At 41.1% G+C, this 23314-nt stretch carries 17 protein-coding genes; 7 read left to right on the top strand and 10 right to left on the bottom strand.

The genetic code is table 11. The features are described from left to right. Window position 1: 1 nt before the first annotated feature. Window positions 2-1453 (bottom strand): hypothetical protein, encoded by a 1452-nt coding sequence (locus IEE83_RS16565; RefSeq protein ID WP_194121646.1) that lies wholly within the window; start codon window positions 1451-1453, stop codon window positions 2-4. 287 nt (window positions 1454-1740) lie between these two features. Here IEE83_RS16565 and IEE83_RS16560 point away from each other — a divergent pair, with 287 nt between their 5' ends. Continuing rightward, window positions 1741-2547: an alpha/beta hydrolase gene (locus tag IEE83_RS16560; protein ID WP_194121645.1), complete on the top strand. Its 807-nt coding sequence runs from the start codon at window positions 1741-1743 to the stop codon at window positions 2545-2547. A 340-nt stretch (window positions 2548-2887) separates the two neighbouring features. Beyond that, window positions 2888-4045, top strand: a complete 1158-nt coding sequence (locus IEE83_RS16555) for a zinc-dependent alcohol dehydrogenase (RefSeq protein WP_194121644.1) — start codon at window positions 2888-2890, stop codon at window positions 4043-4045. Window positions 4046-4108: 63 nt separating this feature from the next. On the opposite strand, the gene IEE83_RS16550 is transcribed toward IEE83_RS16555, so the two are convergent. Next, window positions 4109-6958 carry a PAS domain S-box protein gene (locus IEE83_RS16550; protein WP_194121643.1) on the bottom strand — a complete coding sequence of 950 codons (2850 nt, stop codon included), beginning with the start codon at window positions 6956-6958 and terminating at the stop codon, window positions 4109-4111. 73 nt (window positions 6959-7031) lie between these two features. Then, window positions 7032-7427: a response regulator gene (locus IEE83_RS16545; protein WP_194121642.1), complete on the bottom strand. Its 396-nt coding sequence runs from the start codon at window positions 7425-7427 to the stop codon at window positions 7032-7034. Window positions 7428-8161: 734 nt separating this feature from the next. Here IEE83_RS16545 and IEE83_RS16540 point away from each other — a divergent pair. After that, on the top strand, window positions 8162-10039 hold the full coding sequence (locus IEE83_RS16540; RefSeq protein ID WP_194121641.1) for an arylsulfatase: 1878 nt from the start codon (window positions 8162-8164) through the stop codon (window positions 10037-10039). Window positions 10040-10128: 89 nt separating this feature from the next. Here the strand turns inward: IEE83_RS16540 and IEE83_RS16535 are convergent, their stop codons facing one another. Then, window positions 10129-10617: a hypothetical protein gene (locus IEE83_RS16535; protein WP_194121640.1), complete on the bottom strand. Its 489-nt coding sequence runs from the start codon at window positions 10615-10617 to the stop codon at window positions 10129-10131. Between the two features lie 263 nt (window positions 10618-10880). Here IEE83_RS16535 and IEE83_RS16530 point away from each other — a divergent pair, with 263 nt between their 5' ends. Together IEE83_RS16530 and IEE83_RS16525 are read left to right on the top strand one after the other, a co-directional pair. Next, the gene (locus IEE83_RS16530) at window positions 10881-11426 is read left to right on the top strand and encodes a hypothetical protein (RefSeq protein WP_194121639.1); all 546 of its coding nucleotides are present in this window, start codon (window positions 10881-10883) and stop codon (window positions 11424-11426) included. Window positions 11427-11641: 215 nt separating this feature from the next. Next, window positions 11642-12703: a cobalamin-independent methionine synthase II family protein gene (locus IEE83_RS16525; protein ID WP_194121638.1), complete on the top strand. Its 1062-nt coding sequence runs from the start codon at window positions 11642-11644 to the stop codon at window positions 12701-12703. 88 nt (window positions 12704-12791) lie between these two features. Here the strand turns inward: IEE83_RS16525 and IEE83_RS16520 are convergent, their stop codons facing one another. Further along, entirely contained in the window at window positions 12792-13052 is a 261-nt protein-coding gene (locus IEE83_RS16520; RefSeq protein WP_194121637.1) for a hypothetical protein, read from the bottom strand. 182 nt (window positions 13053-13234) lie between these two features. On the opposite strand from IEE83_RS16520, the gene IEE83_RS16515 reads away from it, so the two are divergent. Continuing rightward, window positions 13235-14968, top strand: coding sequence for a serine hydrolase domain-containing protein (locus IEE83_RS16515; RefSeq protein WP_194121636.1), 1734 nt, complete (start codon window positions 13235-13237; stop codon window positions 14966-14968). A gap of 151 nt (window positions 14969-15119) precedes the next feature. On the opposite strand, the gene IEE83_RS16510 is transcribed toward IEE83_RS16515, so the two are convergent. The 5 genes from IEE83_RS16510 to IEE83_RS16490 form a co-directional block, all read right to left on the bottom strand. Next, entirely contained in the window at window positions 15120-17585 is a 2466-nt protein-coding gene (locus tag IEE83_RS16510) for a TonB-dependent receptor (RefSeq protein WP_194121635.1), read from the bottom strand. A 104-nt stretch (window positions 17586-17689) separates the two neighbouring features. Continuing rightward, a complete protein-coding gene (locus tag IEE83_RS16505; protein ID WP_194121634.1) occupies window positions 17690-18055 on the bottom strand; it encodes a DUF8478 family putative metalloprotein in 366 nt (121 codons plus the stop codon). A 556-nt stretch (window positions 18056-18611) separates the two neighbouring features. Continuing rightward, window positions 18612-19481 (bottom strand): phosphoenolpyruvate hydrolase family protein, encoded by an 870-nt coding sequence (locus IEE83_RS16500; RefSeq protein ID WP_194121633.1) that lies wholly within the window; start codon window positions 19479-19481, stop codon window positions 18612-18614. A 36-nt stretch (window positions 19482-19517) separates the two neighbouring features. Beyond that, on the bottom strand, window positions 19518-20759 hold the full coding sequence (locus IEE83_RS16495; RefSeq protein WP_194121632.1) for a Tm-1-like ATP-binding domain-containing protein: 1242 nt from the start codon (window positions 20757-20759) through the stop codon (window positions 19518-19520). Between the two features lie 137 nt (window positions 20760-20896). After that, the gene (locus IEE83_RS16490) at window positions 20897-21544 is read right to left on the bottom strand and encodes a hypothetical protein (protein WP_194121631.1); all 648 of its coding nucleotides are present in this window, start codon (window positions 21542-21544) and stop codon (window positions 20897-20899) included. Window positions 21545-21746: 202 nt separating this feature from the next. Here IEE83_RS16490 and IEE83_RS16485 point away from each other — a divergent pair, with 202 nt between their 5' ends. Next, complete coding sequence (locus IEE83_RS16485) at window positions 21747-23285, top strand: MFS transporter (RefSeq protein ID WP_194121630.1); 1539 nt, start codon at window positions 21747-21749, stop codon at window positions 23283-23285. Window positions 23286-23314: the final 29 nt, after the last annotated feature.

Raw genomic sequence — 23314 nt, 5'->3', positions numbered from 1 at the left:
CTTAATTATGACTAAGGTCCGATTGCTGCGTAGGAATGGTTTCATCAGCATTAAAAGTTGGAAGACTGGAACGTAGCGCCGGATTATCCAGCATTTGTTTAAGACGGACCGGATCGGGATATGGAATCTGGAAAGCTGGTTTTTGAAGCGTTGACTGATTACCGGTTCTTAAATATTCGGAAACGTTTTTAATCTGTATCAAACCCATTTTATGCCGGTTTTGCATATCAATAATATCATCCTTTCTTCTGGCAAAATGACCTTTGAAGAAAACTGTAAAAAATAAAATACTGACAAGTGTAAGTGCAAAGTTGATCCCTGATCTTTTATAAAATAATATTGGCAGTCGAAGTGCAAACCAGGCATTAGCGGTAAGACCAATGCAAAGAAAATCAGCATACCGTGATGTGACACTATTCAAATCATGACCGCGGCCATAACTTGTCGCGAAAGCTTGCAAAAGTGACCAAAGCAAACAGCCGGCCATAAGCAGGTCGTATCGGGTAAAATTTTTATGGTGTATCAAATAAGGAAGTGCAATACAGGTTGGTATCCATAGCATAAGCGCTGCCCAATACCTGACTTTAAAGGGCCAGCTTTCCATCAGCAAAAAAGTGGTAAATAACTCTTTAACACTATGCGCTTTAAAAATTTCATGGCCAGGCATAGGCGGGATTGTCAGATAACCCACCAACGCAGTAATGAGTAATATTGAAATAAACAATATAGTTTTAGCCTGCTTCTTGCCAAGATAAGCATGAAAAATATATACCGATGCAACGGCAAAAGGTGTCATAATGCCTGATGCCATTGTAAATACGCTTAGCACACAAAGTATAAATATAAGAATAAAGGAAACAGTTTTGAAGGGACGCCATACAGAAAGTGCCAGTGCGGAAACGGTGAATAAAATCAGAAAATAAAACTGACTTTGAAAACCTACAAGAAGATTTTCCCAGACAAAGGGAAATACAGCGCCGGTCAGGATAACAGGCAGCATGAGCCATTTTATTCCTTTTAATTCTCCTGTTTTATAAACCAGGAGAATTAAAAGAAAGGGAGACGAGGAAGCCAGTAAGATATTAATCCGTGCCTCGGTCAGATTATTCCAGTGACCGCTTATTTCGTATGATAGTAAAGTCAGGAGTCTGGTTGGTAATACGCGGTGCTCGTTGTGCGGCAGCCAAAGGTCCTGGAATTTAAATGTCCCTTCCAGCCACGGGCGTAATAAATGATCTCCTTCGGCATCCCATTGATCCCAAAATGGTAGGGACACGGCGAAATGTTCGACGTAATACCAGCGGGGAATAGCAATCAGGGCAAAAAGAAGAAGAAAAAGTAAAGGTGTTTTTAAGTTATAATGCTGATCATCTGCCAGTAATCCTGCAATCTTTTTCTCACTGACCGTTTTGACGCTAGCACTTGCAAGATCGGAAGAGGAATAAAATTTCATTCAATTATGATTTGTCAGGTGGTGTATCAATATAAAACTGACTTTAAAAACCGGCAAATGTAGTGTCAGCTACCTGGCGGCTGATAAATTAATCAGTGAATGAAGGGACACGGGCGATTTGAATTTGGTTGCAAACAATATGAATCTTCGTGCATTTTTCCATTCTTCAACGCTTTAATTCATTCTTCGAGGTTGTAAAACTTCCGGAAAAATTTCAAATAAGTATACTGAGCCGTTTCTGGTCTGATTTTTTAAATCGGCTTTAAACTTCATCAAACTAAATTATTATGAAAAAGAACATAGTTTTTATACACGGAATGTTCCAGAATCCCAAAAGCTGGGAAAAATGGATTGCTTATTTTTCAGAACGCGGATATAACTGCACGGCCCCGGCCTGGCCCGATCATGCAGGAGAACCTTCGCAACTGCGCAGTAATCCTCCATCGGGTTTAGGTGATTTGATGCTGGATGATGTGATTGCGGCAATGGAAACTGCTGTAATTGCAGCGGGTGGAAATAATCCTGATGTTAATGAAAAACCTATAATAGCAGGACATTCGGTAGGAGGGCTTTTAACACAAATTTTTGTGAGCCGCAATCTTGCAAGTCTTGGCGTGCCAGTTAGTTCTGTTGCTCCAAATATGATGATGACACTTGACTGGCCATTTTTCAAAAACGTATCTGCGATAGCTAATCCTTTCAAAGGCGATGAACCGTTTTTTCAAACTCCCGAAAGTTTCCACGAAAGTTTTTGTAATACGCTGGATGAAGCATCGGCCAAAGTGGCTTTTGAGCAATTTGCAACGCATGATAGCCGCAATGTTTTGAGAGGGTGCCTTGGACCATCCGGCCATATTGATCTCGATATGCCGCATGTACCTTTGCTTTTTGTCAGTGGAAAAGAAGATCAGATTGTACCAACCGAGCTGGTAGAAAAAAATAGTAAGGCATATACAGATGATGTCAGCGGACTAACTTCTTACAAGGAATTTGAGGGCCGTTCTCATTATATCTGCGGTGAACCGGGTTGGGAAGAAGTTGCTTCCTACGTATACAACTGGGTTGAAACGCATCAGGAACACGTTGTTCTATAATTGACTGACCTGTTTGGTTAATTTAAATAAAAAAGGATCAGTAAATCATGTAAAGTGATTTGCTGATCCTTTTTTATTGATGCAAAAACTCAATAATACGAGCATTATAGTTTCAACGAATTTCAACTTTTTTACCACCTTATTGTAAAATTTGTTCATATCAAACTTAAAAAACCAGAGGGGCAGGTCTTACTTTTTTCGGGCAGAGTTTAGTGTTTTTTACAAATCTACATCCCTATGAAAGGAATCAATTCTACATGTTTTACCGGGCCACAGGATTTGTAATTGTGGTATAGTTGTTGTCAGTAGCTACATAATCATCAAAACTAAAAACAATTTTATGAGAGCAGCCGTATTTCACAAACCAGGCGATATTAGCGTGGACAACGTTCCGGATCCGGAAATCCTTGATCCAAGAGATATTATTCTTAAAGTAACATCCACGGCCATTTGTGGGTCAGATCTTCATATTATGAGTGGTTCTGTACCTCAAAAAGAAGATATGGTTTTGGGTCACGAATTTATGGGAATTGTAGAGGAAGTTGGCTCTGCGATTACTAATCTTAAAAAGGGAGACCGTGTAGTGGTGCCCTTTCCGATTTCCTGCGGACAATGCTTTTTCTGTAAACATGAAGCTTCGCCGGCCTGTGAGAATTCTAACTTCAAACATTATGGTCCCAACGGCGATATGCTGGATCAAAAGGGTGGCGCATTATTTGGATATACAGATTTGTACGGTGGATATTCCGGCGGACAGGCACAGTACGTACGCGTACCTTATGCTGACATCAGCCCCCGGATTGTTCCGGATAACATGACCGATGAGCAGGTATTATTTTTAACAGATATTTTTCCAACAGGTTGGTCGGCAATTGACTGGGCGCAATTAAAAGGTGGTGAGGTAGTTGCGATTTTCGGATCCGGTCCGGTAGGGTTAATGGCTCAGAAAGCTGCCTGGATTAATGGTGCAAGTCGCGTAATTGCTATTGATCCGCTTAATTACCGTTTGGATAAAGCCAAAAGGGTTAACAAAGTTGATACACTTAATCCTAAGGAAGTAGATGTCGTTCAGGCTATACGTGATATGACCGGTGGCAGGGGAGCAGATGTATGCGTGGATGCAGTCGGTTTTGAGCCGGAAAGATCATTTCTTGATAAAGCAAAAGCAGCCATTAACTTTGAAGTAGGTTCACCAAAAGTACTCGAAATGTGTTTCGAAGCTGTACGCCGAATGGGGACTGTTTCTATTGTGGGTGTTTATGGATCTACTTATGACAATTTTCCAATGCACCGGATTTTTGACAAAGGTATAACGATCAAACAGGGACAGGCGCCGGTTCTGAATTATATCGATCATTTAATTGATCTTGTCAAAGAAGAAAAAGTAGTATTGGACGATATTATTACCCATACTTTATCTTTGGAAGATGCTGCGCATGGATACAAGATTTTCCAGGAAAAAGAAGAAGATTGTGTCAAAGTTGTTTTAAAGCCATAAATAAATATGTCCCTTTCAACAGCTTTGAAAGGGACATATTTTCAATTTTAATCCAGTCGTATGTTATAAATCTGACGGCAAATAAATTTCAAATACCGATCCCTGGCCAGGTTGGCTGGTTGCTGTAATTGCGCCTCCATGATTTGCTACTACCTTATCACAAATCGCCAATCCAATCCCAGTGCCTTCAAATTCACTTTTGCCATGAAGACGTTGAAAAGCCTGAAAAATCCTGTCGGCATATTGTTGTTCAAATCCTATTCCATTATCTGTTACTGAAATCAAATGATAGGAAGATGCCCAGCGCGTAGGTTTCACGTGCGGTGGGATTTCTGTTGATTTTATTAATCTTGATCTGATATGAATTCTTGGTAAGCTTCCCGCATCACGAAATTTAATAGCATTGCTGACCAGATTTTGGAACAATTGTCCCAGCTGAACCTTATCACCATTAATGATCGGAAGCTGATCTATCTGTATTTCTGCCTGCGTTTGCTGAATCGTGTATTCCAGATCAGACAGCGTCATGCTTAAAACTTCATGCAGTGAAATCCTTTGCGAATCCTGCGGATTGTTCGAGATTCTGGCATAGGTCAGCAGATCGGTAATCAACGCGGACATTCGGGTGGCAGCGGACTGCATCCGGTCCAGATAAATGAGCGCATCTTGGGAAGGTGAATCATATTTCTTTTTAAGAAGATCACCAAACTGCTGTATTTTGCGCAGAGGCTCCTGAAGATCATGACTGGCGATGTAAGCAAATTGTTCCAGATTCTGATTGGAAAGATTTAAAAGATGATTCGCTTCCGCCAGATCGTCGTTAGTAGCAGCAAACTCTTCATTAATCGCAGCAAGTTCTTCGTTTGTCGCAGTTAACTCCTCATTTGCAGTTTCAAGTTCTTCTGTCCGCTGCTGTACAAGCTGTTCGAGTGTGACCTGAAGTTTGCGCTGCTCGGTAACATCCTGTGCGGTACCGCTCAACAGAGCCGGTTTTCCTTCTGAATCATAAAAAACCCGCGCTTGTGCCTGTATAATTCTTCTTCTACCCGTAATACGGTTTATTATTGGATGCTCATTTTTATAGATACCGGAAGCCCCGGGTTTGATAGCTTCGTTGACTGCATCTTCAACAAATTTTCTGTATTGTTCAGGAATAGGATTATAGGCTTCTTTTTCATTGAGATAATCTTCATCCAGCCCAAGCCAGTCCATAAAGCGCCCCGAATAAATAAATTTTCCGGCATTAATATCCAGACTCCACGTGGCCAGTTCAGCCAGTTCGATCGCTCCGCTCAGCTGCTGCTGGGAATCGGAAATCTGCTGACGTGCTTTGACTTGTTCGGTTACATCGATGGCAATATCGAGAATCGCATAAACATTTCCGGATTCATCAAAAAGTGGAGAATAGGTAATGTTATAATAATTATGTGTCATTACACCATTCCTGACAATATTCACCTGTGCCCCGGGACTCTGAAACATTTTTCCGGTGGTGTATACATCATCCAGTATTTGAAGAAAAGCCTGGTTTTCCAATTCTGGCATTACGTCAGCAAGTCGCTTTCCGGCAATTTCATCACCTTTTCCAACAATATCTATAAAAGCTTGATTAGGAAGCTGGATGATAAGATCACGGCCAACAAAAAGTCCCATCGCGGCAGGCGCATTGGCAATGATGGACCGAAGCTGAGATTCGCGGCTTTCAACTTCTTTTCTGGCCAATACCTGCTGAGTTACATGCGTGGCTATCACCAGAACGCCTGAAATACTTCCATCTGTTTCTCTGTTCGGCTGATAAGAAAGATCCACATAAATCGTTTCCAGGTTGCCGTTTCGAAGTACAGTTGCGGGGGTTTCCATGGCAGTGTAAGGAATTCCGGAATCTATTACCTGCTGTAAAAGTATATCAAAACCCTGTCCACGAAGTTCGGGCAGGATATCCAGCATGGATTTGCCAATCAATTGGTCAGAAGGCCTTCCCACAAGCTCGCCATAAAATGGATTAGCCATTGTAAAAACAAGATCCTGCTTGCTGAGAATTGCAATTGCGACCGGAGATTGCTCAAATGAAGCCAGTATTTTCCGCTGACTTTCTTCAATTCTTTTTTGATATAAAACCTGTTCGGTAATATCAACAGCCATATTTAAAATGGCATAAACTTTTCCATCCGTATCTGTCAGCGGCTGGTATGTAAATTTAAACCAGAATGATTGAAGCTTTCCATCTACAACGAGATCGACAACTTGCTGGTCAGTCTGATAGATTTCTCCTGTATCAAAAACATTTTCAAGAATACTTATAAAAGGCTGGCCTTCAAGCTCAGGTAGAGCTATTGATAATTTAGTACCAATCACATCAGGCGTTTTTCCCCAGACCTCAATCATTGCCTGATTGGCCGTATCAATAATCAGGTCGCGGGACCGGTAAACAGCGATGGCAAAAGGTGCCTGCTGGATCAAGCCTTTAAAATGTGCTTCACTTTTTTGAACCTGCTGCTGATGCAGCTTTTCTTTGGTAACATCCTGAGCGACACCAGAAAACCGGGTCATTACATTCTGCTCGTCATATTCTGCTTTTCCAGTAAATCTTACCCAACGCAAAACTTTGTCTTTCGCCCCGATTGTCCGGTAAGTAACGTCATATTCGCCTGAATATCCGGGTGTCATGGCCAGATTTCGGGCCACGGCAACCCAGCCGCTGTCGTCCGGGTGGATGTGGGTAATAATGTTTTCCAAAAGCAGGTAATCATCTTCCAATCCGAACAATTCCCTGCACCGCTGATCCCAGTGTACAATCCGTGTTTTAGGGTTTACTTCCCAAACGCCAAGTTTTGCCGCTTTTAGTGCAAAGTCTACGCTGAGGCGTTCATTTAGTCCATGATTATTATTTGGTATTTCCTGCCCGTTACTCATCGGTCGAGTAATTTGTTAATTTGAAAATTTAAATAGACATCCGTGTAAAATTTTCATGCCTGACACGGCATAATTATATTTTAAACCTGGAAACAAGTTGATGCGCCAGATTCATGAATTCATCAAAGCTGGTAGGTTTGGTAATAAAATCATCGATTCCTTCCCTGAATGCAGATTCTACCAGCCGGGGATCCGCCGAGGTAGATATCATAATGGTTGGTACGGTTTCGTAAAACGGATTGGAACGGATCGCTATTAGGGTTTCCAGACCGTTCATTCTTGGCATATTCATATCCAGAACAATCAGATCAAAGGAAGAAAGTTGTTTTTCCTGAATAGAAAATAACAAATCAGAACCATTTTCGGCTTCAACAATCCTGATACCTGGATCAATTTGTTTTATTGCATCACAAATAAGGTAACGGTCGTCGGGATCATCATCAGCCAGGTAAATTGTTTTTGAATTCATAAAGCCTGCTTGGCAAATTATTTTTTAGAATACGAGGTTCACGGGAATTTGGTCTACATAATCTTCTAGTTATTCAGATGCAATCACCTATAATAAACAGGCCATGTGCTGACTTAGAAAAATCATGAAAAATTCTGGCATGCAATAGCACGCTAAATTCTTGCCAAATATATCCCAAGATGGCGTATTTACGATACTTTTCATTAAATTTTACTGTAAGAAGCATAACGGATAGGAGTGGCGGGTACAAAAACATTAAAATGTGAATTTATATTTTGAACAATGATTTGGTAATCCAGAAATTGTAACTTTACTTTGTCTATATAATTAATAGACTAATAGTTTTCCTGATTACCACCAGTCAGACAAGAGCTAAATAATTGTTTACCTATGAAAACAAATTTTTTACTTTGTCCGCCATCTCAAACTGCACATTTGCGGGTAATCACTTCTTCGTTTACTCCTTTTTATTGCTGCAGTACTTCCGGGAACAAATCCGTTAGAACAGCAATATCCAATCAGGTCTGTTGTCGCCAATAAGCATTATTTAACATTACAAATTTAATCTGACAAATCTGTCGGCTTTACCGCTGAAAGGATTTTTTACGTATACAACTTAGCGTATTTGTCCATTTAACGTAGCACCAGATTCTGATCAGCAAAATCCTTTGCAGATACACTGAATCTGCAAAAATTTTCTTGTCACTTTATTAATATTAATTTACTATCAGGAAATGAAAAGAAAAAAACAAAAACTCACCGCGGCATTACTTCTTGCCGCAACAGCTCTGCTGCCCGGTTATGCACAGAACATTACCCAGCAGCAGCAACCTTTCAAAGGAGTTGTTGGCAAAACTTCCGCAGAATCAAAAGAAGTCTGGACCAATCCGGTTAAAGCGCCAGCCGGTGCACCTAATGTGGTCTGGATATTGCTTGACGACGTGGGTTTTGGAGCAAGCAGTACTTTTGGTGGTGTTATTAATACACCGACTTTCGATAGCCTGGCAAATAATGGCTTGCGCTATACCAATTTTCATACGGCTGCCATTTGTGCGCCAACACGTGCGGCACTTCTGACCGGGCGTAACCACCATTCTGTTCATGAAGGCGGTTTCTCGCATACCTGGGCATCTTTTGGGTATCCGGGTTGGGATGGAAGAATTCCTTCGGACAAGGGAACAGTCGCTGAAATTCTGAGAGAATCAGGATATAATACTTTTGCTGTGGGAAAATACGGGCTTACACCCGATCAGGATGCAAGTGATGCAGGACCTTTTGATCGCTGGCCTTCCGGAAAAGGTTTTGATCATTTCTTCGGATTCCTGGGCTCACAAACAGATCAATACAAACCTGACCTGGTTGAGGACAACGCTCACGTAAAACCTGATGGCCGACACCTGAACGATCAGATTACAGACAAAGCGATCAGTTTTATCGGCAGACAGAAAAAAGCGGCACCGGATAAACCTTTCTTTTTATACTATTCTCCTGGCGCCACACACGCGCCGCATCAGGTGGCTACCTCGTGGAGTGATCCTTACAAAGGGAAATTCGACGGCGGCTGGGATGTTTTCAGGGAACAGGTTTTTGAACGTCAAAAAAAGCAGGGGATCATTCCGGCCAATGCAGTGCTGCCCGAGCGCAATCCTAACATCAAAGCCTGGAACAGTCTTTCTGCTGATGAAAAGAAATTGTATGCCCGTTTTATGGAAGTATATGCGGGTTATCTCACTTATACGGATCACGAAATCGGGCGGGTTGTGAGTTATTTGAAAGAAATAAATCAGCTTGACAACACACTTATATTGGTAGTAATAGGTGACAACGGAGCCAGTAAGGAAGGAGCTTTGGGTGGCGTAATCGCCAGGCCTTCCGCGGCTGCAGTTGCTGCTCCGCAGTCAGAAGCCGATCAGCTTAAAAATAATCTTGCACAGATTGATAAAATAGGAACACCTGAGGGAACCAACGCAAATTATCCGCTGGGTTGGGCACAAGCTGCCAATACACCTTTTAAATACTGGAAACAGGATGCGCAGTCAGAAGGCGGAACACGAAATCCTTTAATTGTTTTTTATCCAAAAGGCATCAAAGACAAAGGAGAAATCCGCAATCAATATGGTCATGTGATCGATCTTTTACCGACAATACTTGAATTTACGGGCATTAAAGCTCCTGAATTTATTCGTGGAATTCGTCAGGACAGTATTCAGGGAACCTCCCTTGTTTATTCTTTTAACGACGCCAAAGTTGCTTCACGTCATAAGGTGCAGTACTATTACATTTTCGGTTCGCGTTCTATTTACAAGGACGGATGGAAAGCCGGATTTGCTTTTCAGCCGGCCGCAGGTTCCATAGGAACTTTTGCCAGTACGATCAGCGTACCTAATCCGGCAAATAATGATTGGCAGCTTTATAATTTGAATGAGGATTTTAACGAAAGAATCGATCTTGCCAAAACAAATCCTAAAAAGCTGGAAGAACTGAAAGCACTTTTTGAAGAGCAGGCAAAAAAATATAATATCTATCCCTACATTACCTGGGATGATGTTTTGAAAGGACGCCTGTCGCAAAGATCTGTGGAACAACCGAAAAAATCGGAGGCGGAAAAATAGTTGAAAGAAATATTGAATTGAATTTCACCAGTATGAATGCCGGTCCAGGAAACCTTGTGACGGCAATCGTACTGGTGAAATTTTATAATCTATTTTTTGTAGGCAACTTCAAATTTGACCTGCGTTCCATCCGGAAGTTTTGGAACAATGGCAAAGTATTCCACATGTTGCCTCGTAGCAAGATTGCCTTTTGTACGAACAACTTCAATATGGTATAACAATTTGCCTGCGCCACAATCGCTTGTTATCAATTGACTCACTACATGTGCAGCCGAATCTGTTAAATAACTTCCTGCCAAAAGCATTTTTGAATCAAAATCAATTTCCTGACTACGGTTTGCAATATATCTTTCGTATTGCTGCTGTGAAGTTATAACCAGATTTACAACTGAATTGGTATCCAAAACTGCGGGTGACAAGGCTGATGTCGCACTTAGCTCCTGATAATTTAAAATGCCTTCAGTGCAAGCCACCACATTGGGTTCGTCGCTTTTACAGCTGTAAAACATGCTTGTGACACCGCCAAAAGCAAAGAAGGTGAATAAAAAAATACTTAAAGTGTTAAACTTTCTGATCATAAAAAACGGACTGAAACTGAAAATGCAATTAATTTTTGTGGGTTTAATTATATGTGCCTGCCAGCTAAAAGCGAACCGGAGGGAGAAATATACTTAAAACACTTTGTAAAGATAAGAACGCAAAAACTCATAATCCGAGCGGATATGAAAAGAAAATTTTTATATGCCTCTTATTTTTATGATTAAATTTATATTAATCCCCGCTTTGGTTGGCTGTGAATTTGGTGTTTCATCGTAGTTTTAATAGACTTCAACGATCGCTGATGAAAACCTTTACCGGTGTCATATGTGTAGTATTGCTGGCCCTACATATGTTTGGGCTTTCACTCGCGGTATTGTGTTTTGATTTCGGTTACCAGACAGCAGAGTCAAATAGCGCGGGAGGTGAAAAATATATAGTGAAGGCATTTACTTCCACAGCTCCGAATGAATCCTTTTTTCAGGATTTCAGTGATTCTGACGGACTTTTCCGGATTGATGATCAGCTCTATAACATTACCGGCAAGGTATACCGGGAGGATACATTGTTTGTCACTTTTCAAAATAATGAATCTGCCTGGCAGCGTTTTACCGTTTTGTCGGAGATCATGCAGGATGTTTACGCTGTCAATAAAACATCCCATCCCATAAGTCTTGCCATTAAACTGTTGACTGATTTTTCCAAATCTTATTTATCATCAAATTGCCTTACATTAGATAGTCCAGTCATAACAATTCATCGACTGAAAGAAGTCTTTTTTAATCATCTTCAATGCAGCTGGAATCAGGAAATTTTATTACCGGATTCTCCGCCTCCTGAAAGAGTCTAACTACATGCAGGATGACTTGAAGGCCAAATTTTTTGGCTTGTGTTTCCCTGCATTTCATTTTCAATAACACCGGCATATTATCACGCAGAAAATTCCCAGGCTACGTCTCCGGAATTTGGCGGTGATAATGGCTATTATGTATATATCAAAATTTCAGATAAGGCGTAATTTAATGATCTGTAAATCAGTGATTAAATCGCCAAAAATATTCGGATATGACAGCAATATCAACAGAACCCATAGGGAGTATTCCAAGGCCGGCCTACTTGCAGGACGCAATGCAGGCTTTTCAAAAAAACGAAATTAAAGAAAATGAATTAACTGATCTTTTTGCGCGCGCAACCCGGGAAACAATCCTGCAACTGGAAGCAACCGGTTCTCCTGTGATTTCGGACGGTGAGCAATCCAAGCCGAGTTTTGCAACCTATGCCGTGGCCGGTTCATCAAATCTGGCATCCGGCGGCGTTATTATTCCCTTTGCAGATGGGCATACCAGACAGTTGCCGAAATTGGTTTCAGGTCCTTTCAGATATCAGCATTTTGCTTCGGAATACCTTAAAGAAGCCAGAAATAATACTTCTTTGCCGATAAAACAGGCCGTAATATCAGCATCGGCGATGAGCTTGCTTTATCCGGCGGAAGGTATTGATGGGTATTCCCAACAGCAGTTTATCAGCGATTTACTCGATCAGGCAGAATCAGACATTCGTAAATGTCCAGATGCAGGTGCTTACAATGTTCAAATTGATTTTACCGAAGCTCGTCTGGCATTAAAACTTGATCCAAGCAAAGGATTGTTAACTCAGTTTATCGATCTTAATAATCAGGTGCTTGACCGGTTTTCACCGGCTGAACAGAGCAGGATAGGAGTGCATACATGCCCTGGTGGCGACCACGATTCTACCCACAGCGCAGATGTGCCGTATTCTGAATTATTGCCGCTTTTTTTCAAACTTCACGCGGATAATTTTTACCTTGAATATGCAGGCGAAAAGGATAAAAAATCTGTGCTGGAATCTATTCGGGAAAATATTAATCCAAATCAGAAGATATTTCTCGGCGTTATTGATGTGTTGAACTCAAGAATTGAAACGCCGGAAGAAGTGCGTGATTTGCTCCTAGAAGCCTCCGAATATATCCCGGTTGCACAATTGGGTTCTACGGATGACTGTGGATTTTCTCCATTTGCAGATGACATTTCCACTGCGCGTGAAATTGCTTTTGAAAAAATAAAAGCCCGGGTGCAGGGTACTAAACTGGCAGAAGCAAAAATATAATACATACAATCAGCATAACAAATGCCGCACAAGAAGCCAACAGGGACTTGTGCGGCTTATTTATTTTGAATTATCAGAATCACAACGATCAGGGCTTTGTCATTTCGTCAAGCAATTCGTTGTATTTATCAATTTTGCTTTCAAAATTTCTGATGCCCGTTTCATAAATTATTTTCAAGGAAAGTAAATCGTCTATATCAGCCTGATAAACCGGATCGGCCTGGTCTTCCTCAGATAACTGTGGTAATAACTCAATCAGTTTTTTTAAAGATTCCGTGTTTTGTTCGAGCCTGTAACTATTCCAGTCGATCATTTTTTGATATGCCTGTTGTAAAGAATTTTTTTTCATGGTTTGAGCATTTGAAAATTTTAATTGATAAACCTGTCTTACAAAACCATGCCCTTACGCCATTTAGTAACAACTGCCACAAAAAACATTTGAAAAAATAATTACATTAGCCTAATACAATCAACTTGCCTTCCTGCTTGTATAAAATGGTTTATTAATACCTCGTTAAAAGATCTGATCGAATGAAATTTTTCTATTCCTTACTTTTGCTGACATCTATTTTGTTGCAGCCAAATACCCAAGTTAAAGCGCAGTCTGCCAGGATAACGGCCCGTGTTGATTCTCTTTTTGCAGAATGGAATAAACCGGGAAAACCGGGCGCTGCTGTCGGGGTAATTCATCAGGGAAAACTGGTTTACGCCAAAGGATTTGGGGAATCTGATATGGAAACTGGTGCTCGAAACGGACCGGAAACCATTTTTCATGTCGCCTCTGTTTCCAAGCAATTCACCGCTTATGCCATTGTTCTTTTATTTCAGGAAGGTAAACTTTCACTGGATGATGATATCAGAAAATATTTGCCCGAGGTGCCTGATTTTGGTAAAACCATTACAATTCGCCATCTGATTCATCATACAAGCGGCCTGCGCGACCAATGGAATCTGCTGGCGATGGCTGGCTGGCAACTCGATGATGTCATTACAAAAGAGCATGTTTTCAACCTTGTTAAAAGGCAAAAAGAACTGAATTTTGAACCGGGTTCCGCATATTCTTATTGCAACACGGGTTACACGCTTTTGGCGGAAATTGTAAGTCGTGTTGCAAAACAGCCGTTTCCGGAATACATGCAGGAACATGTTTTTAAACCACTAGGTATGAAAAACACGTTGTTTTATGATAATTATGAACGAATTGTAAGAGGCAGGGCCTATTCATTTCATAAATCTGAAAAAGCTGCGGAAGGTTATGAAAAGAGCATTTTGAGTTATTCAAATGTAGGAGCGACCAGTTTGTTCACAACCGTAACAGATCTTTCGCGCTGGATTGATAATTTCAGTTCTCACAAAATTGGAAACGCTGCAACGATGACCCAGATGCTGGAAAAAGGAAGGCTAACAAAAGGAGACACATTACCATACGCCTTCGCTTTGTCCCATGGGAAATTGAAAGGGCTGGCCTATTACGGACATAACGGAGCAGATGCAGGATTCAGATCTTTTCTGACATATTTTCCCAAGGAAGATTATGGTTTTGTCGTTTTAAGCAATCAGGCAGAATTTGATCCACAGAAAAAAGGTTTTGAAGTGGCTGGGATTTATCTGTCTTCGTTGTTTAAAGAGGACAAAACTGTGAAAACTCCGGTCACGACCCCAACAAATTCAGCGTATAAATTTGATTCAACACTTTTCAAAAACTATGAGGGATCATATGAACTTGCAGAAGCTCCCGGATTCATTTTGAAATTCCGGCGGGACGGCGCCCGATACCTAGCTCAGGCAACGGGACAGGGTGAAAATGAAATATTTCCCTCATCAGATTCTACTTTTTTTCTGAAAGTAGTGGAAGCTTCTGTGATTTTTCACAAATCAAAAGTAGGGAAAGTCAGCAAAATTACACTTAGACAAAATCGAGATCATACGGGAAATCGGGTAAAGCCTACTGTTATTAATGATTTGAAAAGAGAGGAACTGGTTGGCAAATATTACAGTCCCGAGCTTGAAACATTTTACACAATTACCCTGAAAGATGACACGCTAAAACTTATTCATGTACATCATGGAGAAGTAATTTTAAGAGTGGTCAATAAAGATCGCCTGACAGCGCCCTGGTGGTTTGTGCAGAATATAGATATCGCCCGCGATGTATCAGGAAAAGTGACAGGAATTCGTATGTCAAATGGACGTGTTGTGAATTTATGGTTTAAACGCCTGAATGAAGATTTTGCAGCAGGTGACCCTACGCCAATTAAAAAGTAATTCAATTCGGGATTGATCCTACTGTTTTTTCGCCCTGTTGAGTTAAAAAAAAGCCTGACTTTTGCAGACTGTGGCAAAAGTCAGGCTTTTTTTAATATTCGTATTGTGTCTTTAAATCGATATGATGATCAAATTTATTTCTGTTTGATAATCAAAATGGGACAATCACTTTAACACTTCCATTGCGTCCCATGTTGTAAATACCTGAACGGCCATTTGGAGAGGCTGTGTAATATTCAAAATATTTCAGACGGTTCAGGTTTGACTGATAAGCTGTGTCAAACAGGTTGTCGACTTGGAAAAAAAGCTGAAATAATGTCTTTTTGTTTCGATTATTTACTGTTGTTCCGCAGCCAATATTAAATAATGCGTAACCGGCCGTGGCAGTTTCCGTGTTATCGACACCATAGAATTTATTTTGTGCTCCATAATAATCTATTTCAACTCTGAAATAAGTACCGGCCAGGTTTCCGATTGGTTTTCCCAAAGAAGCTCTTAGCTCGGAACGGCCGTGGACAGGAGGTATAAACGGAAGATATTTCGCCGAATTTCCTTCCATTGCAATTAAGGCATTATTGCGGTTTAAGCCTCTGATAAAGGCCAGACTATTATTGAAAGTCAACCATTTAAAATTGGTAGGATGGAAATTTATACTAAACTCTGCTCCGTATAATTGCGCTTTGGACTGCTGATATTTATAAGTAAAATTACCCGGAACTATGATGACAGGCTTTCCTTCTGCATCAACCAGCCTTGCCTGGTATATATAATTGTCGATTGTGTTGTTAAAAAGTTCGACGCTGAAATCGAATTCTTTGAGATAACCAATGAACCCAATATCGGTTTGCAGGCTGAATTCAGGTTTGAAATCCCGGTTGCCCAGATAAACAATATGTGCACCCGGATCAAGTCCATTGGAACCGATTTCTGTAATGTTGGGTGCGCGGTAACCTCTTGACAGATTTGCTTTAACCAGAAGCCTTTCTGAAATATTATAAGTTGCGCCAAGACTTCCTGAAATTCCGTTGAAATTGCGGTCGTACGAAGGAAATTGTAAAACGGCACCGGAACCTGGCTTGGTCAAAAGTTCATTGAATCCGGTTTCGGGATCGTGCTGAACATACTGATCTTTCCAGTTCCATGAGCGTGTATCATAGCGCATGCCGCCACTGATATCAACTTTCCCAAGGGATTTTTTCAAAAACAAAAAGGTACCAATATCAAGCAGATTGTAATCCGGAATTGGGAAATCTGTTCCGCTCAGATTCCGGTTCATCTGATACATTCCATTTACACCCAAAGTGGCTTCCAAACCCTTCCATTCAGGGAAATTGTATTTAAAATCGTAGTTATAAGTGTTCAGCTGAACGTAAAGTCCCGGCTGCTCCGGCGCGGTTGGGTGATTGTACTCCCGGCGCACACTTTGCTGAAATCCAAACAGGGCAGTCAGATCAGCTTTTCCCAAAAGAAAACGGTTCCTGGTAAATAACCGGTAATGCTGAATACGCTGATGAAGTGGATTAATGCTGTAAGTTTTTAAGTCATGTTGCGAAACCAGCGGACGATTTTTGATATTGTCGGCACCACTTTCAAGTACCTGACGCGTAAATTTTCGCGTTAGTGAATCCCGGCTGCCATCGGGAATTTCCTGTAAATTATTGTAAAGCGTTGCATAAACATAAGATGATCCCCATCGTTTTTCAATGCCGGTCATCGCGGAAAGATTCAGTTCATTGAAAGCGGTCCCGAAAACTCTGCCATCAATTTTATTTTTGTAAGCAGTAGCATTTTTCCCAGAAACTCTGAATGCAGATTTCCATCCGTTTCTGTTATAGGCGAGTCCACCTGATGCACCGATCATGCCATTGTTGGTATGATATTCCGTTGTGATATCGCCTTTCAGCTTTCCCTCAGGACCTTTTGGGATATATGGAATAAAATTAATAACCCCTGCAACGGCATCGGATCCATAAATAAGGCTTGCCGGCCCTTTCACCACTTCCGCCCGCTCTACACCATATTGATCAATTTCAATACCATGCTCATCTCCCCATTGCTGACCTTCCTGCCTTATTCCGTTGTAAAGCGTCAAAACCCTGTTGTAACCAAGTCCCCGGATAAAGGGTTTTGAAATATTTGGCCCGGTAGTAACCGCGCTGAGACCGGGAACACCCTTTAAAACTGCATCGACAATGTTGTTATTGACGTTCATATCCATCTCCTTTTTGCTCATCACAGCAATGGCAACAGGGCTTTTCCTGAGTTCTGTCGCCCTTGAAACGCCGGTAACCACAACTTCGCTAAGCGTGTTGTTGACCGGCTGTATGTCAATGTTCAGTATTAAAGCTCTTCCCTCTGTAATATCTATTTTTTTAGTAAAGCTTTCAAATCCAATGGATGAGACCTGTAATTCATATCTTCCAGCCGTGATATTTAATAATTTAAAAGAACCCGAACTATCTGCCTGCGTTCCAAAAGTGGTCTTGAAAAGTATTACTGAGGCAAAAGGAACTGGCTTACCTCCCGAAATAATCTGGCCTGAGACAGATCCGGTTTGTGCTTTTACAAAAGAGTTTCCACCAAGAAGTAAGGCGGTTAAGAGAATATATATTTTCATAAATAAGTTAACGTTAGAGGCAATACAGACCTTGGTCGCGTAACAATACACACCTGGTCTTATTTCAAAAAAAGAGTAGTAAGACTATTATTCTGGTAGGAGATTCAGCAAAGGGGCGGGCCGCGGAGAAATGGGATAGAAATTTTTTGATGCGCCTTTTTTTCTATATACAGGAAATTGACAATGGCTGGTTTTCTCAGAACACATGGCTGGAAACCTATGTCAGTTGTAAATGAATCGAAAGGGATATTGCTGATACAATCCAGCCAGTTAAGCTCAGACTGGGAATGATGATGATTTGGGAAAGGACATTTGGATCCAAATTCAGCATAGGGGTGAACGTGGCTGATAATCCGGCCGTCCGGCAAACGATGAGAATGTCTAAAGACAACATTGCTCAGGCAGATCAGTGCCCAGAGCACCAGCAGAAAGCTGGCCGTTCGTTGTCGTTTAGCAATTTGTTCTCTCATTTTTTCTATTACAGCACGGCTGGATTTCTAAAATTTATTTGATCAAAATGATTTTGGAAAGAATGACATTTTGAAACACATTAGCTTGGTTTTAAATATATTTTAGACAAATCTAAAAATTTAATTTAACAAAGCAAATTTAATAATTAGAATAATCGTATAGATAAGTTTAAATTCCACTTAATCTACTGAAAGAAAAAGAGTAATGGAATTCAATCAAACAATGGATTTATTATTTGGTCAAAAAGGATATCAGGAAATACTTCTGGCTAAAAGTGGAAAGCAGATATTTCAGAGGTAGAAATCAAGTTTCTTCATCGTCAGGTTTTTACTGCGATTGAGGAAAAAACATAAAGCTGAAATGCAGTTTATGGCAGAGTTTTTATGAAACTAATAGAAGTTACTATCGTGCTGGGCCGAAGTTGCACGTTGGCGGGGGAGGGGAAAAATGGAGATTTGATTTCCGGAATTAAATTGCCTGGGTTGCTATACTGTACTATCTATTCCAAAATAAAAAAACCAGAGTTGCATCTGCCAACTCTGGTTTTAGGTTATCTTAATCTTTCCGTTTAATTGTAAGTGATTTAAAGCTTCTGGTCAGGTCTGTAAGTGATTTTTCTATACCCATACGTTCCAGAGAAGAAGCTCCGACAAAACCGTGTGCACTGGTTTTGTCCAATATAACCCTTACGTCTTCTGGTGTATTGATAGGACCGCCGTGTGTCAAAAAGAAAATATCGGGATTAATGGCCTTTGCAGCATCTATGATTTTCTGTGTACGCTCAATCGCGTCATCCATGGTGCACGATGCGTCGACCACACCGATGGAACCACCTACTGTTGTACCTACATGTGCGATAATTGCATCCGCGCCGGCTTCTGCCATTTGCGCCGCTTCTTCCGGTTTGGCAACATACACAATCGAAAATAATTCCATTTTACTGGCAATTCTCACCATTTCTACCTCCTTATCAAAGCCCATCCCCGTTTCTTCAAGTACCTGCCGGAATTGTCCGTCGACAATAGAATGCGTAGGGAAATTATTGATTCCTGAAAAACCCATTTCTTTTACTTTTAACAAATGGTGCCACATCCGGCGCCTTGGATCCGATCCGTGAACGCCACAAATCACTGGAATTTCCTGCACGACAGGCAGTACTTCAAATTCTCCAATTTCCATCGCTTCGGCGTTTGCATCTCCATACGCCATAAGTCCGGCGGTTGATCCGTGCCCCGCCATTCTGAACCTTCCCGAGTTGTAGATAATAATCATGTCCGCACCCCCTTTTTCAATAAATTTGGCGCTGATACCGGTACCTGCACCTGCAACGATGATGGCTTTATTTTGATCTAGGGTAGCTTTCAAACGGTCTCTTACTTCCTGTCTTGTGTAAGGATTTCCCTTCCCGGTCCATGGATTTGGCATAGTAAATTTTATTAAATATTTGTATTTCTTATATTTTTACAAAGCCTGCTTTTTTGCTTTGTTAATTGTTTCTATTAACGTTTTTACAAGAATTTCGGCAAAGGAATTATCATTAATGTGTGCGTCAGATTCAATAATATTAATATGTCCGGCTGCATGATTTTTTATCGAATCAAACAATGCCTGGTCATTTTCCGGCTTATAAAAAATTCCACCTGCACTGTCAATTTGGGAAATTCCCTTTAAAGGTAAGACAACACTTACAGGAGACGCAGATTTATTAAGTTTTTCGATAAGCTGTTTTCCCAGTATCCGGTTTTCTTCAATACTGGTGCGCATAAGCGTTACATCCGGTGCCCAGCTGTAAAAAAAGCGATCTTTGTATTTTTCCGGAACTGAATCCGCATGACCAAAATTTACCATATCCAGACAGCCGGGAGCGACTACCTGCGGGAGATTCATTTCCCCGGCTGCCAATAATCTTTCAGGTCCGGCGCTGCAAATTCCGCCGCAAAGATCATCCGCAAGTTCCGTGGTTGTAACATCCAATACTGCGTCAAAATAACCTTCGCGTATCAAAGCTTCCATCGTCCGTCCACCGATTCCGGTGGCATGAAATGCAAGCACTTCATATCCTTCTTTCGTCAATAATTCGGTACATTTATCAACGCAGGCTGTTGTATTTCCAAACATGCTGATCGCAATTCTTTTAACAGCCGCATTTTCGGGATCCGCGCTGATATTAGCCATTGCACAGATTGCCGCCGCCGACTGGCTGATCAGAACTTTTATGATAATGTTCAAACCTGCAACGTCAACCACTGATGGTACCAGTGTGATATCCTTATGCCCGATTTGCCTGGATAAATCTTTGGCAGCTATCGTGGTCAGACAAAGCTTGGGAATTCCGAATGGAATCTGCTGCATCGCGGAAAGCGTAATATAGGTTCCGCCTCCGCCACCCATGCCAATGGCAGCTTTAAGTTTTCCTTCTGCAATAAGTATTTTAACAATTTCGGCAGCGCCTTTTCCCATCACATCCATGGCGTGTCCACGATCGCCAAGTTTCCGCAAACTGAAAATTTCAGAACCACCTTGTAAAGCCACAACATCTGATTCAAAATCGACAGGAAATAAATTTGTCGTACCCATGACGCCGGTATTGATAGAAATCACATTTTCACCCAAAGCCAGAATACAGTTTCGCAAATAAGCGAAAACCTCCCCCTTGGTATCAAAACAACCCAGCATTAAAATATTTTTCGGCGGGAGAGGCATTTTAATGAGCAGTGTTTTAGGTTATTGTTGTTTGGTTTTAAAGACGATTGAGCCAGTTTCTTACTGACCACTCAATTAGGTTCAGAACATATGATACGCCAGGCGAATAATTCATCAATATTATTAATGCCTATTTATTAATTTTTCTTTTCGGAGAACTGGTTTGTTGCTCTAAATTTCAAATACGTCCCTGAAACAGGCTTGCCTGCTTCATGAACAATCACAGACACACATTTTTTATCCGGACCGATCTCAAAAGCAATTCCTTCCCTGGCATCAAAAATCTGGTATTGTTTCCCAGAATCAGAGAATTTTTCTGCTACTTCCAATTCGAAAGTTTGTTGAATTGCTGATAGTTCAGAAGAAACACCCAGACCTTCGCTGGTTTTAAAAGCAGGAGAAGTTACTCGAATCTGACGAACGAGGGCGTCCGGACTATTTCCCATATCTGTTACGAAATAAATGGAAGTTGAATGGCCAGTCATGTCGTGATTTGCATACCAGATTGCAACTGATTTTCCCATAGCAGCATCTCCGCCATCTGGCTTTCCAAGATGCTGGAATACCAGGTCGGCTTTCTCATTGATTTTTGTGTTTCCAATGGATTTTCCAGGTATGATAAGCCACTCATTATCCGTTTTTTTAATTCCGGTAGAATCTTTTGTCACGACAGATGTCGTATCCGAATTTTTTTCTGCGATTGCTGTATGTGCCTGTTTTTCAGTTTGGGATGTACAGCATAAGACAACGCCTGCGATTGATAAAAAGCCAATAATCTTTTTCATACACATCATTAAAGTTTAAATTAAACATATTCTATGGATGAAATTGATCATAACCGTTGTCTAAAAAAGATAATTCTGAACAGATTTTCCTTTTTTTAATATTGTACCAGGGGAATCTTTTTCTTTAAAAGTATTCTCAAATAATTGTAATTTAACCTTACTATCTGCAAAATATTTTCGGAAACCTCCTGATAAAATTCACATGTCAACAGTAGCGCTTGCCAGTTCAGACGGAAAATGGATTATGGCCTCAGTCATATTGGCTTCTGCGATGGCGTTTATTGACAGCACCGCGCTGAATGTCATTTTACCATCATTGCAAAATAGTCTCGGTGCAACAGGAAGTGACCTTTTCTGGATATTAAATGCATATTTGTTGATGTTGGCTTCACTTATCCTGATCGGCGGAACTTTGGGTGATAATCTTGGTCGCAAAAAAGTATTTATGATCGGAATCGCCATTTTTATAGCGGGTTCTGCTGCATGTGGATTTTCACCAACGGTTATCTGGCTGGTTATTTTCAGGTTAATTCAGGGAGTAGGAGGAGCGTTGATGATACCTGGAAGTTTATCCTTAATTTCTTCTTCCATCAATGAAAAGGAGCGGGGGAAGGCCATTGGAACATGGTCGGCTTTTACAACTGTGGTTACTTTGGGCGGTCCGATTTTGGGTGGAGCCTTGGCGGATGCCGGTCTGTGGCGATATATTTTCTTTATCAATGTCCCAATCGGTGCGGCTGCGCTTGTTATGCTTTGGCAACGTGTTAAGGTTACTGAGGAAATACCTTCCGGCAAGCCACTGGATTTCGCGGGAGCTGTTGTTATTGCTTTTGCACTTGCAACCTTGACACTGGCATTTCTCCGGATACCTTCTGTTGGTTTTAACAACATTCAAACTTTCATTTCATTGGGAATCGGCATTTTTCTAATCATACTTTTTATTTATCTGCAATACAAAAGTGCTCATCCGATGATGCCTCTGAACCTGTTTTCCAGTGTAACTTTCAGCGGCGCCAATTTGCTTACCTTTTTTCTTTATGCAGGATTAGGTGGAGGAATGTTGTTCCTGTCGCTGAATCTTGTGCAGGTTCAGGGATATAGTCAGCTGGAATCCGGACTTACTTTTTTACCCTTTACGTTTCTCATGATATTGCTGGCCAGGTATGCAGGAAAACTTGCCGATAAATATGGTCCCAGAATGTTTCTAATCGCCGGACCGGCCACAGCAGGCGCAGGTTTGCTGGTATTATCATTTGTGAAACAGACTAATGGGCCCTCTGATTACTGGACAACATTTTTTCCGGGAATTGTCATTTTCGGATTAGGAATGTCATTTACTGTGGCTCCCTTGACAACGGCAGTTATGGGTTCGGTAAGTGATCATTTTTCAGGAACGGCTTCCGGCGTTAACAATGCCATGACCAGAATTGCCAATGTTTTTGCCAATGCAATATTTGGTGCTTTGGCCGTTTTATTTTTTTCGGGTGCATTGTCGGAACAGCTGGACAAATCTTCGTTTAAAGTTTCGGAGAAAACGGAAATTCTTAAAGAAGCGGCCAATTTGGGTAATGCCAAGGTGCCGCCTAAAATCGAAAAATCGCAGATATCATTAGTGAAAAATGCTTACCATAAGTCATTTATAAGTGCCTATGCCATTATTATGCGGATTTCTTCCGGACTTGCGTTTTTAGGTGCGTTGATGGCTGTGTTGTTTATTAGGCCTTTGAAGGATAAAAGCTAAAATATTAATACGTCTCCGGAATACATGAA

It is taken from the genome of Dyadobacter subterraneus (assembly GCF_015221875.1).
Lineage (GTDB): Bacteria > Bacteroidota > Bacteroidia > Cytophagales > Spirosomataceae > Dyadobacter > Dyadobacter subterraneus.
Note: the sequence above shows the minus strand (reverse complement) of the source record. Positions and strands in the feature narration are given on the sequence as shown.

What these genes read in the sequence shown, in the direction of transcription:
- IEE83_RS16565 (WP_194121646.1), bottom strand. Translation starts at nt 1,453, where the DNA reads ATGAAATTTTATTCCTCTTCCGATCTTGCAAGTGCTAGCGTCAAAACG.
- IEE83_RS16560 (WP_194121645.1), top strand. Translation starts at nt 1,741, where the DNA reads ATGAAAAAGAACATAGTTTTTATACACGGAATGTTCCAGAATCCCAAA.
- IEE83_RS16555 (WP_194121644.1), top strand. Translation starts at nt 2,888, where the DNA reads ATGAGAGCAGCCGTATTTCACAAACCAGGCGATATTAGCGTGGACAAC.
- IEE83_RS16550 (WP_194121643.1), bottom strand. Translation starts at nt 6,958, where the DNA reads ATGAGTAACGGGCAGGAAATACCAAATAATAATCATGGACTAAATGAA.
- IEE83_RS16545 (WP_194121642.1), bottom strand. Translation starts at nt 7,427, where the DNA reads ATGAATTCAAAAACAATTTACCTGGCTGATGATGATCCCGACGACCGT.
- IEE83_RS16540 (WP_194121641.1), top strand. Translation starts at nt 8,162, where the DNA reads ATGAAAAGAAAAAAACAAAAACTCACCGCGGCATTACTTCTTGCCGCA.
- IEE83_RS16535 (WP_194121640.1), bottom strand. Translation starts at nt 10,617, where the DNA reads ATGATCAGAAAGTTTAACACTTTAAGTATTTTTTTATTCACCTTCTTT.
- IEE83_RS16530 (WP_194121639.1), top strand. Translation starts at nt 10,881, where the DNA reads ATGAAAACCTTTACCGGTGTCATATGTGTAGTATTGCTGGCCCTACAT.
- IEE83_RS16525 (WP_194121638.1), top strand. Translation starts at nt 11,642, where the DNA reads ATGACAGCAATATCAACAGAACCCATAGGGAGTATTCCAAGGCCGGCC.
- IEE83_RS16520 (WP_194121637.1), bottom strand. Translation starts at nt 13,052, where the DNA reads ATGAAAAAAAATTCTTTACAACAGGCATATCAAAAAATGATCGACTGG.
- IEE83_RS16515 (WP_194121636.1), top strand. Translation starts at nt 13,235, where the DNA reads ATGAAATTTTTCTATTCCTTACTTTTGCTGACATCTATTTTGTTGCAG.
- IEE83_RS16510 (WP_194121635.1), bottom strand. Translation starts at nt 17,585, where the DNA reads ATGAAAATATATATTCTCTTAACCGCCTTACTTCTTGGTGGAAACTCT.
- IEE83_RS16505 (WP_194121634.1), bottom strand. Translation starts at nt 18,055, where the DNA reads ATGAGAGAACAAATTGCTAAACGACAACGAACGGCCAGCTTTCTGCTG.
- IEE83_RS16500 (WP_194121633.1), bottom strand. Translation starts at nt 19,481, where the DNA reads ATGCCAAATCCATGGACCGGGAAGGGAAATCCTTACACAAGACAGGAA.
- IEE83_RS16495 (WP_194121632.1), bottom strand. Translation starts at nt 20,759, where the DNA reads ATGCCTCTCCCGCCGAAAAATATTTTAATGCTGGGTTGTTTTGATACC.
- IEE83_RS16490 (WP_194121631.1), bottom strand. Translation starts at nt 21,544, where the DNA reads ATGAAAAAGATTATTGGCTTTTTATCAATCGCAGGCGTTGTCTTATGC.
- IEE83_RS16485 (WP_194121630.1), top strand. Translation starts at nt 21,747, where the DNA reads ATGTCAACAGTAGCGCTTGCCAGTTCAGACGGAAAATGGATTATGGCC.